The following is a 16,617-nucleotide window of genomic DNA, read 5'->3' as shown; positions in this document are numbered from 1 at the left end:
CCGGCGCCGGTGACGAGGGCCGACTACCGGCGACTCGCCCGCCGGTACCCGATGGCGGCGGGCACGGCGAACAGGATGATCGCGGCACCCGACCAGGCCAGGGTGAGCAGCAGCGGCCGGGCGATCGGGCCGCCGTCGGACAGTCCGCGCATGGTGTCGACGGCGACCGACATCGGTTGGTTGCGCACCACCGGCTGGATCCAGGTGGGGAACGCGACCAGCGGCACGAACCCGGTGCTGAAGAACATCATCAGCGAGGTCAGGATGGTGATGCCCTCGACCAGCGACGCTTTCGCGGAGTAGACCGCGACGGCGGTGACGATGGTGGCGAAGGCCAGCCCGAACAGCATCGGGATCAGCAGGAACACCAGCGCGGCCAGCGGTCCCTGGTGGAAGCGGAAGCCGAGCCCGAACCCGACGAGCACGACCGTCAGCGTGCCGAGCAGGATGCGGCAGCCTTCGGCGAGGATGCGGGCCACCAACCCGGACGCGCGATGCACCGGTAGCACCCAGAAGCGGGCCAGCAGCCCGGAGTCGCGTTCGCGGCCGAGCAGGACCCCGCCGGCGACCGCCCCGGACAGCGCACCGACGAGCGCGACCATCGGGACCGAGCCGTAGAGGGCGTCCTCGCCGGTGAACTTCTCGATCTGGCCGCCCACCACGATGTCGAGCATCACCAGCAGCAGGCACGGGATGAGCAGGGTCTCGAGCAGGGTGATCGGGTTGCGGGCCCAGCGCACCAGCAGGCGTTCGGTCTGGATGAGGGTGCTGCGCAGCAGCGAGACCGCGGAGGTCTCGGTGTAGTCGGCCATCAGGCCCTCCTCGAACTGAGCCGGATGGCGACGGGCAGGCAGAGCGCGATGATGGCGGCGATCCAGAGCAGCGACGGGCCCATCAGCGACCAGCTCACGGTCCCGGCGTTGCCCTTGGTGTCCCCGGCGAGCGCGCGCAGGCCGACGGCGAACTGGGAGACCGGTTGATTGCGGACGAACCACTGGATCCACTCCGGGAACTGACTGGCCGGTGCGAGACCGGTGGAGAGCATGCCGAAGATCAACGGCGGCAACACCAGTGCCTGCGAGGTGGCTTCGGGGCTCTTGGACAGGGTGCCGATGACGTCGGCGCCGAGGGTCAGGGCGAGGCCGATGAGCAGGGAGAACAGCAGGAAGCCGAGGGTGTGGGCGGCGTCGAGTCGGAACCGGAAGCCGATCACGTATCCGGCGGCGACGGCGGCTGCCAGCGAGATCAGCAGTCGGAACAGGTTGGCCGACATGCGCGCCGCGACCGGGACCAGCGGACGCAACGGCATCGAACCGAAGCGGCGGTTGAGGCCCGCGACGGAGTCGGTGGCCGAGCGGAAGGCGGCCGAGATGGCGGTGAAGGCCGCGGCCTGCAGGATGACCAGGGGCATCATGTACTGGGCGTAGCTGCTGAAACCGTTGCCGGAGAACGTCATCACGGTTTTCAGCGGGATGTAGAAGCTGGCGGTGAAGGCGGCGGGGGCCAGGACCGAGGCCAGGAATTCGCCGGATTTGAGCGAGGGGATGATCAGGCGGGTGGTCAGGACCCACCACTGCTGGATGGTGTCGGGGGTCGCCCTGGCGTGGGTCTGCCAGGTGGCCGTGGTCATGACGGGACCTGTTCGGCGGTGGCGAGGTGGCCGGTGAGCTGCAGGAACACGTCGTCGAGCGAGGGGCGGCGCAGGGCGATGTCGACGAGTTCGACCCCGGCGTCGTCGAGGCGGCGCAGGGCCTCGGCGAGGGTTTTGGCGCCGTCGGGGGCGGGGATGGTGATGCGGTCGGATTCGGGGGTCAACGCGGCCACGTTCTCGGCGGGGAGCAGGGAACCGAGGGCGGCGATGATCGCGGGCAGGCCCTCGAGGTCCAGCGGCACGATCTCGCAGTAGCTGCCGCCGGTGCGGTGTTTGAGTTCGTCGGCGGTGCCCGAGGCGATCACCACGCCGTGGTCGATCACGATGATCTGGTCGCTGAGCGCGTCGGCCTCCTCCAGGTACTGGGTGGTGAGCAGGGTGGTGATGCCAGCGGATTTGAAGCCGCGCACCAGATCCCACACGCCCTGGCGACTGCGCGGGTCAAGGCCGGTGGTGGGCTCGTCGAGGAACACGACATCGGGGCGCACCACCAGGCCGCAGGCGATGTCGATGCGGCGGCGCATCCCGCCGGAGTAGGTGCCCACGCGCCGGTCGGCGGCCTTCTCCAGGTCGAATTCGCTGAGCAGTTCCCTGGCCCTGGCGCGGGCGGCGGGTTTGCGCAGGCCCATCAGGCGACCGAACATGACGAGGTTCTCGTAGCCGCTGAGCATGTCGTCGAGGGCGGCGTACTGGCCGGTGAGCATGATGGATTTGCGCACGGCGGCCGGGTCGGTGACCACATCGTGGCCGGCCACCACGGCGGTGCCCGCGTCGGGAGTGATCAGGGTGGACAGGATGTTCACCATGGTCGTCTTGCCCGCGCCGTTGGGGCCGAGGATGCCGAGCACCTCACCGGGGGGTGCGACGAAATCGACTCCGCGCAGGGCGTGTACGTCGCCGAAGGACTTCTCGATTCCGTCGACCACGACGCCGCCGCCGGTGCGCGCGCTGGGTTGCACGAGGGTGTTCTCGACGCTCATGTGCGGTCTCCTGCTTCCAAGTGGTCATCGAGCACCGGCGAAATCACCGACAGTGCATAGGGATTGGTCAGTTCGTCGTGGGTGACGTCGACATCGTGGTTGGTGATGGTGCCGGTGACGTAGGGTCGCCAGCCGTGCGGTCCCATCCATTCGGCGGGGTCGACGGTGGCGCTGATGTAGAGGACGTCGCCGTGGTAGACGGGGCGTCGGTAGCCGGTGCGGGTGCCCGCGGAGGCGTTGTAGGAGCCGGCCATGCGCTCGATGGTGGCGGCGTCGATGAGTCGCACGCCGCCGAGTCGGGCGGTGATGAGGTCGGCGGCCTGCTCGGCGGTGGCGTCGGCGGGGACGTCGTCGATGCCCAAGATGGCGCCGAAGGTGTTGATGAAGGCGCCCGCCGAGAGCCGTTCGATGCTGTCGCCGTCGATATCGGCGGTGTCGGTGTCGAGCAGGGCGACCACCCCGACCCGCTCACCCTCGGCTTTCAGCTGCACGGCCATGGCCTGGGCGATCAGGCCGCCGTAGGACCAGCCGAGCAGGTGATAGGGGCCGCTCGGTTGCACGGCGCGAATCTCGCGGATGTAGCGCGCGGCGAATTCCTCGATGGAGCGGACGGAGGGTTCCTTGCCGCTGAGGTCGGGGGCTTGCAGGCCGTAGATGGGACGGCCGGGGCGCAGCTGTTCGGCCAAACCCAGGTAGCTCCACGACATTCCGGAGGAGGAGTGGACGCAGAACAGGGCCGGGCGGTCGCCGTCGGGGCGGATGGGGAGCAGCACGTCCAGGCCGAGGCCGGTGGGGCCGGTGGTGGGTTTCGCTTCCTCTGCCGAGAGCTGGTGGGCTGCCGGGGTTTCGGCGAATCGGGCGGCGGCCTCGAGGGCTTCGACCCACAGCTCGGCGAGTTCGGCGACCTCGTCGTGATTCAAAAGCTCTGACGCGTAACCGAAGTCGGCCGCCAGGCGGTCGTGGACCACCATGGCGTTGATGTCGATCGCGGACATGACGGGGACCTCGGGGTGTTCGGCGGCGTCGAGGTCGCCGAGGGCGTCGGTGGGGAGCCAGCCGAGACCCTCGAGGCCGGCGGGGGTTTCGACGGAGGTGTGGCGGCCGAGGTAGTTGACGCAGATCTGGCCCGGCAGGCGGGTCGGAAGCTGTTCGGCCGCTGCAGGATCGAGATAGCGCAGCTGGCCGAAGCCGATGCCCTTGTCGGGGACCGCGAGCAGGTCGTGCTTGGCTCGGCGGATGGCCGCGCCCATCGCGGGGCCGCCCGCGAACGCCTCTTCGACATCGATGTCGGACAGGTCGAGGCGGACCGGGTACAGGTTGGTGAACCAGCCGATGGTGCGTGACAGGTCGGCGCCGGGCACGACCTCTTCCTGGCGGCCGTGGCCTTCCAGGCGCAGCAGGGCCGAGGACTCGTTCACCCCTCGGCGGGCCCGCCAACGCACCAGAGCCAGTGCGAGAGTGGCGAACAGCGCGTCGGTGACCGTGCCGTGGAACAGGCGGGGCAGGGTGGTGAGCACGGCGGTGGTGGTGTTCTCGTCGACCTCGATCTCGAGCCGGCGGACCGTGTGGCCCTGGTCGATGGTGGGGTCGAGGTGGCGGGTGCCCAGGAGAGGGTCGGGGCCCTCGACCACCGACTGCCAGTACGGGAGTTCGGCGCGGCGGTGTTCGGCCTGTTCGGTCAGGGCGTGCGACCAGCGTCGCATCGAGGTGCCGATCTCGGGCAGGGTCGGGGCGGTGCCCGCCGACACCTGCGCCCACGCGGTGATCAAGTCCTGCACCAGGATTCGCCACGACACGCTGTCGATCGCGAGGTGGTGGGCGACGATGATCAGGCGGCCGGGGTGGGTGTGCTGGTCGGCCTCGCCCACGGGGTCGAGCCAGACGAATTGCAGGACGGTGCCGTCGGCGGGGCGCAGCCGGTTCATCGCGGAATCCAGTGCGGTGGCGGCGTATTCGCGCAGTTCGATCGGGTCGGTGGTGTCGTAGGCGGTGCGGTGCACCAGGGCGTCGACCTCGATCGAACCCGGTTCGGCCACGCGCAGGGCCCAGTCGTCCTCGGTCTGCGACAGGCGGGCGCGCAGCATGTCGTGTCGGTCGATCACGGCGGTGAGGGTGGCGACGAGCCGGGTGCGGTCGAGGCCGACGGGCAGATCGAGGACGGCGGTTTGGGCGAAGCGGTCGAAATCGCCGCCGCGCTCGATCATGTAGCGCACGATCGGGGTGAGCGGCAGGTCGCCGGTGCCGCCGCCGGGGAGTTCGGCGAGGGCTTCGACGGTGTCGGTGGCGTCGACGATCGCGGCCAGGGCGGCGACGGTGCGGTGCTCGAAGACCTGGAGCGGGGTGCAGTGCACGCCGCGCTGCTTGGCCTGGGTGACCAGTTGGATGGCCAGGATGCTGTCGCCGCCCAGGGCGAAGAAGGAGTCGTCGATGCCGACTCGGTCGCGGCCGAGGAGGTCGGCGTAGATCTCGGCGAGGGTCCATTCGGTGGGGGTCTCCGGGGCGCGGTAGGGGGTGTCCTCGGTGACGAAAACCGGTGCGGGGAGAGCCTTTCTGTCGAGTTTCCCCACAGCGTTGATGGGGATCTCGTCCAGGACGGTGAAGGAGGTGGGGACCATGTAGGCGGGCAGGGTGTCGGCGGCCTCGGCGCGGATGCGGGCGAGGTCGAGGTCGGCGCCGGGCAGGCGCACGAGGTAGGCGGCCAGGGCGGTGGCGCCGGTCGGGCCCGGAACACCCAGGGTGACAGCGACATCCACGCCGGGCATGGCGCTGAGGACGGCGTCGATCTCGCCGAGTTCGATGCGTTGGCCGCGCACCTTGACCTGGAAGTCGGTGCGGCCCAGGTATTCCAGGGTGAGGTGCCCGGTGCGGGTGCTGGGTTGGTGGGGATCGCCCTCCCGGACGCGGTGGTCTGGTGCGGTCGGCGCGGAGTTCTCGGCTGGCGGTGTGTGGTCGGATACGTGTGTCCAGCGGACCAGATCGCCGGTGCGGTAGAGGAGTTCGCCGGGCCGGCCGAAGGGGTTCGCGATGAAGCGGGCGGCGGTCAGGGCGGGGCGGGCGTGGTAGCCGCGGGCGAGGGCGGTGCCCGCGAGGTACAGCTCACCCGCGACGCCGACGGGGACCGGGCGCAGGCGGTCGTCGAGGACCAGGACCCGCGCGCCCCGGATGGGGGTGCCGATGGTGACCGGTTCGGTGGCCGACAGGGGTGCGGAAGCCGTTGCCCAGATGGTGTATTCGGTCGGACCGTACAGGTTGATCATCGTTCGGTCCGTTGCTCCGCCGCACCAGCGCCCGACCAGATCGGGGCCGACCGCCTCACCGGCGACCGCCAGGACGCGCAGGCTCGACACGTCGGCCGGGTCGATGGTCGCCAGCGCGGACGGGGTGATCACCATGTGGGTCACCTGCTCGGCGGCGATCAACGCGGCCAGCGGGGCGCCGCCGAAGACGTCCGGTGGCGCGACTACCGACGCGGCGCCGCAGCCGAAAGCCATGAGCGCCTCGAAGATCGACGCGTCGAAGCTCGGGGACGCGACCTGGAGGACGCGGGCGTGCTCGTCGAGGGTGAGGTCGGCGCGCTGGGCGGCGATCAGATCGGCGAGGCCGCGGTGGGTGACGGTGACGCCCTTGGGGGTGCCGGTGGAACCGGAGGTGTAGATCATCCAGGCGGGGTTCTCGGTCCGGATCGGGGTCGGGAGTTCCGCCGGGGTGAGATCGGTGGCGTCGGTGGTGGCCAGGCGGGTCTCGATGGCGGGGTCGTCCAGGACCAGCCAGTGGGTGGAATCGGACAGGTGCGGGCGGTAGGCGGCGAGGGTGATGCCGACGCGGGCGCCGGAATCGGTGAGCATGTGCTCGATGCGGTCCGCCGGGTGCTTCGGGTCTACCGGGAGGAACGCGGCGCCGACCTTCGCTGTTGCCCAGATGCCGGTGTGGAGTTCGGGGCACCGGGGGAGACCGAGGGCGACAACGGTTTCGGCGTGAGCGCCGGATTCGAGAAGGAGGCGGGCGAGTTGGTTCGCGCGGGCGTTGAGTTCGCGGTAGGTGAGGATGTCAGCCGTCGAGATCGTGGGTTTGCGGACGGTCGAGTCGGCCGGGTGTGCGGAACGGGTAGTGCCTGTCGAGTCGGCGGAGACCGCTGTGTCGGTTGAGTTGTCGGCGCTGGTCTGGGTTCCCGGTTGGGTGGCGGTGGTTGTTGGGGTGGACTGGGAGATCAGGGCTGGGCGGTCGGGGTGGGTGGTTGCGGTGGTGGTGAGGAGGTGGGCCAGGGTGATCGGTTCTGTGGTGGCGGGGGTGGCGGTCGGGATCAGTTGGGCGCGTTCGGGTTCGGTGAGGATGTCGATGTCGGAGAGGCGGGTGTCGGGGTTGGTGAGGATGGTGGTGAGGATCTGGCGCCAGCGGGTCGTGAAGGTGGTGGCGGTGGTGGCGTCGAAGAGGTCGGTGGCGTAGGTGAGGACGGCGTCGATGCCGTCGGGGCCCGTGTCGCCGAAGCGTTCGCGCAGGTCGAGGGTGAGGTCGAAGGCCGAGGAGTGGCGGTCGAAGTCTTCTACCTCGAAGCGCAGGGCGGGGAGTTCCAGGACGGGTTCCACGAAGTTCTGTAGGGACAGGGAGACCTGGAACAGGGGGTGGTGGGCGGTGGAGCGGGTGGGATCGAGGGCGGTGACGAGCTGTTCGAAGGGCACGTCGGCGTGGGCGAAGGCATCGAGGTCGGTGGTGCGCACGGTGGCGAGCAGCTCGCGGAAGTCGGTGCCGGGGTCGACCGGGGTGCGCAGGGCCAGGGTGTTGACGAACATGCCGACGAGTTCGTCCAGGGCGGCTTCGCCACGGCCGGCGATGGGGGTGCCGATGACGATGTCGGTGGTGCCGCCGAGCCGCGACAGCAGCAGCGCGAGGGCGGCGTGGACCACCATGAAGACACTGACATTGTTGGCGGCGGCGAAGTCGATCAGGGCGCGGTGGGTTGGCGCGTCGAGGGCGAAGTCGACATCGTCGCTGCGCATCGACTGCACGGCGGGGCGCGGGCGATCGGAGGGGAGTTCCAGGGCGTCCGGGGCGTCGGCGAGGGTGTCCTTCCAGTACTGGATCTGCTGTGCGGCAACGGAGTCCGGGCCGCCACCGAGCAATTCGCGATGCCACAGGGCGAAGTCGGCGTACTGGACGGTCAGGGGGTCTCGGGTGGGTGCCGCGCCCGCGACCCGGGCCGAGTAGGCAGTCACCAGGTCGGCGGCCAACGGTGCCATCGACGCGCCGTCCGCGCTGATGTGGTGCACCACGAGCACGACAACGTGCACCGGGACACCAGCTTCGGGGTCACGGGAGTCGGCCGGTGACGAGCCTTGTATGGACCTCATGTCGCCGGAACCAGGGTTCGCGGCGAACGTGTGGTGTTCGCGCGGCCCCGCCGGATCGCCGACCTGCGCACTGCGGACCGGGCTTGCACCGTGCACGTCCGCGTCGATCGGGGTGCCGGACGCGGCCTGATCTGTGACAGCGGAGATGGCGGCGCCCGGATGGTCGGCACGCGAGCCGTTGGCCTGCGTCGACCTGACGGAACCGCGTGCGCTGTCGTGGGCCGTGTTCGCTGGCGTGCCGGTCAGGCGGAACAGGCTGACGCGCAGTGGGGGTTCGCGGGTGAGATCGAAGCCGGTGGCGGTCAGGGTGTTGATTCGATCACGCAGGGGCGCACCGTCTTCGATGTCGAGCACCGGCATAGCGGGGGTGGCCGAGTCGAGGCCCACGATGACCTGGCGGGGGCCCTCGGCATCGGCGGGGTAGCGGGTGCGCAGGGTTTCCTGGCGCTCCACCACGTCGGCGAGGGCGGCGCGCAGGGCCCGCACATCCAGGTCGCCGGTGAGGCGCAGGGCGATGGCGATGTTGTAGGCCGAGGACTCCGGGTCGAGTTGGTTGAGCACCCACATGCGTTGTTGTGCAGGGGAGAGCGGGACGCGGTCGGGGCGGACGCGGGCCGCCAGGGCCGGGCGGCCGGGGGTGCCGTCGGCGGTGGGGACCACGCGGGCGGACAGTTGGGCGACGGTGGGGGCGTCGAACAGGTCGCGCAGGGCGATGCCGGCGCCGAGGGTCGAATTGACCCGGGCGACAACCTTTGTCGCGCTCAGGGAGTTGCCGCCGAGTTCGAAGAAGGACTGGTCGACGCTGACGCGCTCACTGCCGAGGACCTCGGCGAACACGTCGGCGACGGCCTGCTCGATCGGCGTGCGCGGGGCGAGGTAGGTGTGCTGGGCGGTGGAGAAGTCCGGGATCGGCAGGGCTTTGCGATCCAGCTTGCCGACCGGGGTGAGCGGAATATCCTCCAGGACAACGACATAGGACGGCACCATGTAGCCGGGCAGCTCCGCGGCGACCCGCGCGCGCAACTGCTCGGAGTCCAGGTCGGCGTCGGGCACGGGCAGCACGTAGGACACCAGCACGGTCGCGCCGGCGGGCCCCTCGCGGCCGATGGTCACCGCGTAGTCGACCTCCTCGACCCGCGAGAGCACCGCGTCGATCTCGCCGAGTTCGATCCGCAGACCACGGATCTTGACCTGGAAGTCGCTGCGGCCCAGGTATTCCAGCGCGAGAGTGCCGTCGTTCCCGGTCACCCAGCGCACCATGTCGCCGGTGCGGTACATGCGTTCCCCGGCCGCGCCGTAAGGGTTGGCGACGAACCGGCTCGCGGTCATCTCGAACCGGTTGAAGTACCCGCGCGCCAACGCCGGACCCGCCAGATACAGCTCTCCCGCGATGCCCACCGGCACCGGCCGCAACCAGCCGTCCAACACCACCAGTGCCGCACCGCGAACCGGGCCGCCGATCGTGACCGGTTCGCCCGCGACGAGTTCGGCCGGACCGGTGGCCCAAATGCTGAACTCGGTGGGCCCGTACAGGTTCACCATCCGCCTGCCCGCCGACCACTTCTCGATCAGCTCGGGCGTGGCCGCCTCACCGGCGACCGCGAGCACCCGAAGATCGGTGAGGTCGGTCGGCTCCATCGTCGCCAGCGCCGAGGGCGTGATCACCGCGTGGGTGACGCGCTCGGTGCGCAACAGGGTTTCGAGTTCGCCGCCGCCGTAGACCTCCGGCGGCGAGACCACCAGGCGACCACCCGCCGCGTGCGCGGTCAGCATCTCGAACACCGAGGCGTCGAAACTCGGCGAGGCCACCTGTAGCGCGCTCGCGGACGGATCCAGGGCGAGGGTGTCACGCTGGGTGGCAACGAGATTGGCCAGGCCGCGGTGGCTGAGCAGCACGGCCTTGGGTTTGCCGGTGGAACCGGAGGTGTAGATGAGGTAGGCGGTGTGGTCGATGTCGATCGGGCCGCCGCGTTCGGCGTCGGTGATCGGGGCGTCGGAGACCAGCATGGCGCGGCGCATGGTGTTGAGGTCGTCGAGCAGCAGCCAGTCGATCGAACCGGGCAGCGTCTCGCCGGTGGCCGTGACGGTGACGCCGATCGGGGCCTTGGAGTCGGTGAGCATGTGCTCGATGCGCTCGACCGGGTAGCTCGGATCCAGCGGCACGAACGCCGCGCCGGTCTTGGCCAGCGCCCACACCGCGACCACCGATTCCAGTGACCGGGTCAGCGCCAGCACCACGAACACCTCGGGGCCGATCCCGCGCCCGAGCAGCACGCGCGCGAAACGGTTGGACCAGGCGTCGAGTTCGCCGTAGCTCATCCGCAGGTCACCGGAGCTGACCGCGATGGCGGTGGGATCGAGGCGCGCGCCCGCGGTGAGGACCTCGGGCAGGGTGCGCATCGGCAGCGACGGTGCGCCGTGAACCGGTGCGAGCGTGGACAATTCGGTGTCGCCGCAGTATTGGAGCTGGGAGACGAGGGCGTGCGGGTTCTCGGCCAGGCTCGTGAGGAGCCGCAGGAAACCGTCCAGCAGGGACTGGGCCGCGTCGGGGGCGAGCTGGTCGGCCATGAATTTCACGGTGATGCGCAGGGCGTCGCCGGTGTCACCGCGCAGCGGAATGACCATGAGGTTCAACGGATATGGCGTCGCGTCGGTGCCCTCGACGTCGAGTACGCGCATGCCGGCGATGTCGAGGGCCTGGGAGAGGGCCTCGCGGTCGATCGGGTAGGACTCGAAAACGGTGAGGGTGTCGAACAATTCGGCAAGGCCGACCGCGCGGTGGATGGCGGCCAGGCCCACGTGCTGGTGGTCCATGAGCCGGGCCTGTTCGGCCTGCACGCGCGCCAGCAGGTCCGACACCTTCTCGGCGGGATCCAGCCGCACCCGCACCGGGACGGTGTTGATGAACAGCCCGACCATCTCCTCGACCCCGGGCAGCTCCGGCGGGCGACCCGACACGGTGGAACCGAACACGACATCGGTGCGGCCGGTGAGCATCGCCAACAGCATCGACCACCCGGCCTGGACCAGGGTGTTCACCGTCGCCCCGGCCTCCCTGGCGGCGGATTCGAGCGTCGCGACCGTCTCGGCGGACAGGTCGCGCGAGAGCATCGCGGTCTCGGGCGACTCGATCCCGGCCAGCGTGGGCACGGCGCGAGTCGGGGTGTCGATGCCGGCCATGGCCTGCTTCCAGGCGGCGAGGGAGGCGTCGGCGTCCTGGTCGTCGAGCCAGGCCAGGAACTCGCGGTAGGAGCGGGCCGGCGGCAGCATCGAGGCGTCGCCCGCGGTGACGTAGAGGGCGAGCAGTTCGCGGACCAGCAGTGGTGTGGACCAGCCGTCGAGGACCAGGTGGTGGTTGGTCATGACGAGGCGGTAGGTGTCGTGGTCGGTCTTGATCAGGGTGAAGCGGAGCAGCGGGGGACGGGTGAGGTCGAAGCGGGTCAGGGCGTCGAGTTCGATCGTGCGGGCGAGTTCGCCTTCGGGTGCGTCGGTGAGATCTATTTCGCGCCAGGTGAGTTCGGCGTCGGCGAGGACCAGTTGGCGGGGGCCGTCGTCGGTTTCGACGAAGGCGACGCGCAGGTTCTCGTGGCGGTCGACGAGAGCCTGGGCCGCCGCGCGCAGACGGGGGGCGTCGACGGTGCCCGCGAGGGTGAGCAGGGACTGGACCGTGTAGCCGTCGGCGGTGTCGGAGTCGTAGAGGGCGTGGAAGAGCAGGCCGTATTGCAGCGGCGAAAGCGGCCAGACGTCAACGAGATTCGGGTACGCGTGCTCCCAGCGTTCGATCTGGGGCTGGTCGGTGCTGACCAGGGCGAAGTCCGAGGGGGTGCGGCCGCCGGCGTCACCGGTTGCCGCGTGCTCGGCCAGGGCGGTCAGGGCCTGCGACCACAGCTCGGCCAGTTCGCGCACGTCGGCTGCGTCGAGTAGTCGGCTCGCGTAGGCCCAGGTGACCTCGAGGCCCGCGTCGGTCAGGACGGCGTTGATGTCGACCACGGCGGCCAGGGGGGCGCGGTCGTCGTTGGTCGCGGCGAAACGCTGGGGGAGCCAGGGGAGGTCGCTGGTGCTCGCTCGGCCGAGGTAGTTGAAGCTCAGTTGCGGAGTGGGGGCGTCGGCCAGGGCCGTGGCGGTGTCGGCGTCGAGGTAGCGCAGCAGGCCGAAACCGACGCCGCGATCGGGGACCGCGCGCAACTGCTCCTTGGTCGCCTTGATCGCCGAACCCGCTGCCCGACCGCCGGCGAACGCGTCGGCGAGGTCGAGACCGGTCAGGTCGAGGGCGACCGGGTAGACGCTGGTGAACCAGCCCACGGTGCGCGCGACATCGGCGCCGGGCAGCAGGGATTCGCTGCGGCCGTGGCCCTCGAGGGTCAGCAGGACCTCGGTGCGTTCGCGCCACCGGCACACCGCCATGGCGAGCGCGGCCAGCAGCACATCGTCGGCGCCGCAATGGAATTGCTCGGGGACGGTGGTGAGGACGGTCTGCGCGAGGGCGGACGGAACCGTCGTCTGCCACTGGGCCATCGTGGCGACTACGTCGAGCGCCGGGTCGAACGAGCGGGGTCGTGCCGCGTCGCCGACCGGGGGCGCGCTGACGGCGGGACGCAGGTCGGGTGCCGATTCGCTGTCCGCTGCTTGCTGCGAGGTCGACGTAGATGCCGTGGAGACGTCGTCGGCCGGGGTGCCCGGCGATGCGGTGGCCGTCGGGTTGTCGACCCGAGCGGGCTCGGGAGAGGCCGCAACGGGCGTGTCCGTCGGAGCGGAGTCCGTGGTGGGCGGGTTCGACCGGGCGAAGGTCGGGTCGGGTGTTGCGAGGATGCGCTGCCAGGTGGGTAGTTCGGCGGTGCGGGTGGCGGCGTTCTCGGCCTGGCTGTGGGCCCAGCGGCGGAAGGACGTACCGACCGGGTCCAACGCACCACCGAAGGCGGCGGTGGCCAAGTCGGGCAGCAGGATTCGCCAGGAGACGCCGTCGGTGACGAGGTGGTGCAGGACCAGCCAGCACCGGGGTGCGGCGTCGGGGCGTTCGAGGAGGACGAAGCGGGCTACCGCGCCGACGGTGGGGTCGAGGTAGTCCGCGGCGTCCTGGAGGGCTTGTTCGACGGCCTCGTCGGTGTCGGCACGGACCACTTCGATCAGGGTGGCGGCGTCGATCGAATGGGGTTCGGCGACAACGAATTCCCAGCCGTCGGCCGTGTGGCGCAGCGAGGAGCGCAGCAGGTCGTGGTGGTCGAGCAGGGGCTGAACAGCCGCGGTCAGGGCCGCGCGGTCGAAGTCGGCGGGCAGGCCGATGAGGACGGCCTGGCCGTAGCGGCCCCAGGTGTCGCCGTGCTCGAGCATCGCGTGCACGATCGGGGTCAGCTCGATCGAACCGACTCCGCCGCCGGGCAATTCGTCGACCACGTGCACCTCGGTCGCCTCGGCCACGGCGGCCAGCGCGGCGACGGTCTTGCGTTCGAAGACATCGCGGGCGCTGAACGAGATCCCGGCGGCCTTCGCGCGCGAGACCAGCTGGATGGAGACGATGCTGTCCCCGCCGAGGGCGAAGAAGCTGTCGTCGACGCCGACGGTGTCGAGTCCGAGCACCTCGGCGAACAGCGCGGCCAGGGCCTGTTCGCGCGGGGTCGAGGGGGCGCGGCTCGCTGCCACCCGCGCGGTGAAATCCGGTGCGGGCAGGGCCTTTCGATCGACCTTGCCCAGCGGCGTCAACGGCACCCGGTCGAGCACCATGACCACCGACGGCACCATGTAGGCCGGAAGGCTCTCGCCGACAGCGGCTTTCACGGCCTCGGGATGGATGTCGGTGCCGGTCACATAGGACACCAGCGCGGTCGCGCCGGTCGGGGACTCCACACCCAGGGTGATCGCGAAATCGACCTCCGGGATCCGTTCCAGGGCGGCGTCGATCTCGCCCAACTCGATCCGGTAACCACGCACCTTGACCTGGAAGTCGCTGCGGCCCTGGTAATCCAGGACGACACGGTCCGCCCGCTTCGTCGACACGGTGTCGGTTCCCGTCGCCGGGCTCCACCGCACCAGGTCGCCGGTGCGGTACATGCGCTCGCCCGGCGCGAGCGGATTCGCCACGAACCGACTCGCGGTCAGCCCGCTACGCCGGTGATACCCGCGCGCCACCCCCGGACCCGCGAGGTACAGCTCACCCACGGTGCCCGCCGGAACCGGCCGCAACCAGGGGTCGAGGACCAGCCCGGACACCCCGCCGACCAGGCTGCCGATGGTGACCGGCGCACCGGGAACCAGCGGCTCGCTCAACGTCGTGGTGACCGTGGTCTCGGTCGGTCCGTAGCCGTTGATCAGCGAACGCCCGGCCCACTTCGCCACCAGCTCCGGCGGGCAGGCGTCGCCGCCCACCACGATCGTGCGCAGGTCGGGCAGCGACGCGGGATCGAGCGAACCGACCACGGCCGGCGTGACATTGAGGTGGGTGACGCGATGGGTGCGCAAGACCTGCGCCATCTCCTCGCCCGCGTACGCCGACGGCGGGACCACGGCCAGCGTCGCGCCGGCGGCCAGGGTCACCACGATCTCCTCGACGGAGATATCGAAACTCGGCGAAACAGCATGGGCGACAACGGAGTCGGCGTCGACCCCGAATCCGGCGCCCGAACTGGCGGCGAGGTTGGCCAAGCCGCGGTGCGAGACCAGCACGCCCTTGGGCAGGCCGGTCGAACCGGAGGTGTAGATGATGTAGGCGACCTGGTCGAGGTGGATCGGGGTTGTGCGGTCGGCGTCGGTGATCGGCGCGCCGGACTGTGCCGCGAGCGCGGAGTCGTCGAGCGAAAGCCAAGTCACGGTGTCGGGCAACGACTCTCGCACCTCGGCCACCGTCACGCCGATGACCACGCCGCTGTCGTCGATCATGTGGGTGATCCGGTCATCGGGATAGGTCGGGTCGATCGGCACGAACGGCGCGCCCGTCTTGACCACCGCGATGGTCGCCAGCACCGACTCCGCCGAACGCGGAATCGACAGCGCGACACCGTGTTCGGGACCCGCGCCGGCGGCGATCAGCACGCGGGCCAGCCGGTTGGTGTACTCGTCGACCTCGCGATAGCTCAGCGTGTCGTCGACGCCCCAGCGCAGCGCCACCGCGTCGGGGTCGAGCGCGGCGCCGGCGGCGAGAATCTCCGGCAGGGTGCGCGGGGCGACCCCGACCGGACCGCGCGCGGGCACCGACAGCGCCTGCTCGGCCTCGGACAGCACGGTCACCGTCGACAGCGGCGCGTCGGGACCGGCGACGAGGAAACGGTGCAGGAACCGCAGGAACCGCGCGTGATGGGCGGCCAGGTCGGCGTCGCTGTAGAGATTCGCGTTGCCCTGGAGGTCGATATGGGTGCTCTCGCCGCCCACACCGGGGTACAGGTTCACGAACAGGTCGTCGATCAGGCCCGAGGTGAGCACATGGAGCCGCCCGACCACGGGGCCGAGCGCGATCTTGGTGTCGACCATCATCAGGTTCACCGCCGGACCGAACGAGGCCGCCTCGTCCATCGACCAGCCCAGATCGCGGACGATGTCCTCCTGGCGGTAGCGCTGCCGGCGCAACGCCCCGGTCAACTCGCCCTGCACGGCCAGAATCGACGCACCGACGGTCGTGGTCGGGTCGAGACGCACCCGCAGCGGCACGACATTGGCGAGCATGCCGCCGGAGCGACGCAGCGTCGCCGAGGTCCGCGCGGAAACCGGCAGGCTCAACACCACTTCCGCCGCGCCGGTCATCGCGGCCAGGTAGGCGCCGAACGCGGCTACCACGGTCGGCGCGACGCCCGAATTGACCGCTGCGGCAACCGAATCCAACAGGGCGGTGGTCGAGGCGGGCAGAGCGCCGGAGATACGACGCGGGTGCGCGTCGACCTCGGCCTCGCGGCCGGCGAGGGTGACCGGATCGGCCAGGCCGCCCAGGTGCTCACGCCAGTACTCGCGGTCGGTCGCGAAACGATCGGAGGTGCGGTACGCCAGATCCGCCTCGACGATCTTCTGCAACGGCTCGGCCTTCGAGCGCGGCGGCTCACGGCCCTCGAGCGCGGCGTTGTAGAGCTCGCCGGTGCGCTGCACCAGGGCCAACGCGCCCATGCCGTCGAGCACGATGTGGTGCATGCGCGAGTACCAGAACCAGCGGTCCTCGCCGACCCGCAGCATCGCCAACCGGACCAGACGGTCGTTCATCATGTCCAGCGGCGCGGAGTACTCCGCGCGCATCCAGGCGTGCGCGGCGGCCTCGGGGTCGGGGCGGTCGCGCAGGTCCAGCTCGGCGATGTCGTCGTCGAGGGACAGGTCGACGAGCTGATGCGGCTGCCCGTCGAGATCGACCAGGCGCAGATAGCCGGTGCCGAACTCGCGCCCGGTCCGTCGGACGGCGTCGGTGAGCAGCGCGTGCTCGATCGCGCCGGACAACTCGACGTACTGCGCGATGGAAATGGGGGTATCGCCGGCGATGTGCTGGGCGAACCAGATCCCGCGCTGGGCGGCGGACAGGGGGAAAGGGCCCTCGGTTGCGACGGAATCCGACGCATGCGAAACGGGCTGCATCATGAGCGGACCTGCGTTTTCATGTCTGGAGCTGGGGAATTCACCTGGGTGTCCCGACCGTCGGGTAACTACCGGGGAGGTAGTACTCGCCGCTGCGTACTGC

Annotated in this window: 4 protein-coding genes; all 4 read right to left on the bottom strand. The window is 70.4% G+C overall.

Annotation, left to right across the window (positions count from 1 at the left end; all coding sequences use genetic code 11):
• Positions 1-23: 23 nt before the first annotated feature.
• Genes ACFP3H_RS08095 through ACFP3H_RS08080 form a run of 4 tightly spaced genes read right to left on the bottom strand, consistent with a single transcriptional unit; the run spans position 24 to position 16,514 of the window.
• On the bottom strand, positions 24-812 hold the full coding sequence (locus ACFP3H_RS08095) for an ABC transporter permease (RefSeq protein WP_378601842.1): 789 nt from the start codon (positions 810-812) through the stop codon (positions 24-26).
• On the bottom strand, positions 812-1,630 hold the full coding sequence (locus tag ACFP3H_RS08090) for an ABC transporter permease (protein WP_378601839.1): 819 nt from the start codon (positions 1,628-1,630) through the stop codon (positions 812-814). The genes ACFP3H_RS08095 and ACFP3H_RS08090 overlap by 1 nt, the downstream gene beginning before the upstream one ends.
• Complete coding sequence (locus ACFP3H_RS08085) at positions 1,627-2,631, bottom strand: ATP-binding cassette domain-containing protein (RefSeq protein WP_378601836.1); 1,005 nt, start codon at positions 2,629-2,631, stop codon at positions 1,627-1,629. The genes ACFP3H_RS08090 and ACFP3H_RS08085 overlap by 4 nt, the downstream gene beginning before the upstream one ends.
• Entirely contained in the window at positions 2,628-16,514 is a 13,887-nt protein-coding gene (locus ACFP3H_RS08080) for an amino acid adenylation domain-containing protein (protein WP_378602617.1), read from the bottom strand. Before ACFP3H_RS08080 ends, ACFP3H_RS08085 begins: the two co-directional genes overlap by 4 nt.
• Positions 16,515-16,617 lie beyond the last annotated feature (103 nt).

The sequence above is a fragment of the Nocardia lasii genome (assembly GCF_042658545.1).
GTDB lineage: Bacteria > Actinomycetota > Actinomycetes > Mycobacteriales > Mycobacteriaceae > Nocardia > Nocardia lasii.
This window is presented reverse-complemented; position numbering and strand designations above follow the sequence as displayed.

Bases quoted from the DNA above. Each gene is read 5' to 3' on its own strand.
- ACFP3H_RS08095 (WP_378601842.1), bottom strand. From the start codon at position 812: ATGGCCGACTACACCGAGACCTCCGCGGTCTCGCTGCTGCGCAGCACC.
- ACFP3H_RS08090 (WP_378601839.1), bottom strand. From the start codon at position 1,630: ATGACCACGGCCACCTGGCAGACCCACGCCAGGGCGACCCCCGACACC.
- ACFP3H_RS08085 (WP_378601836.1), bottom strand. From the start codon at position 2,631: ATGAGCGTCGAGAACACCCTCGTGCAACCCAGCGCGCGCACCGGCGGC.
- ACFP3H_RS08080 (WP_378602617.1), bottom strand. From the start codon at position 16,514: ATGCAGCCCGTTTCGCATGCGTCGGATTCCGTCGCAACCGAGGGCCCT.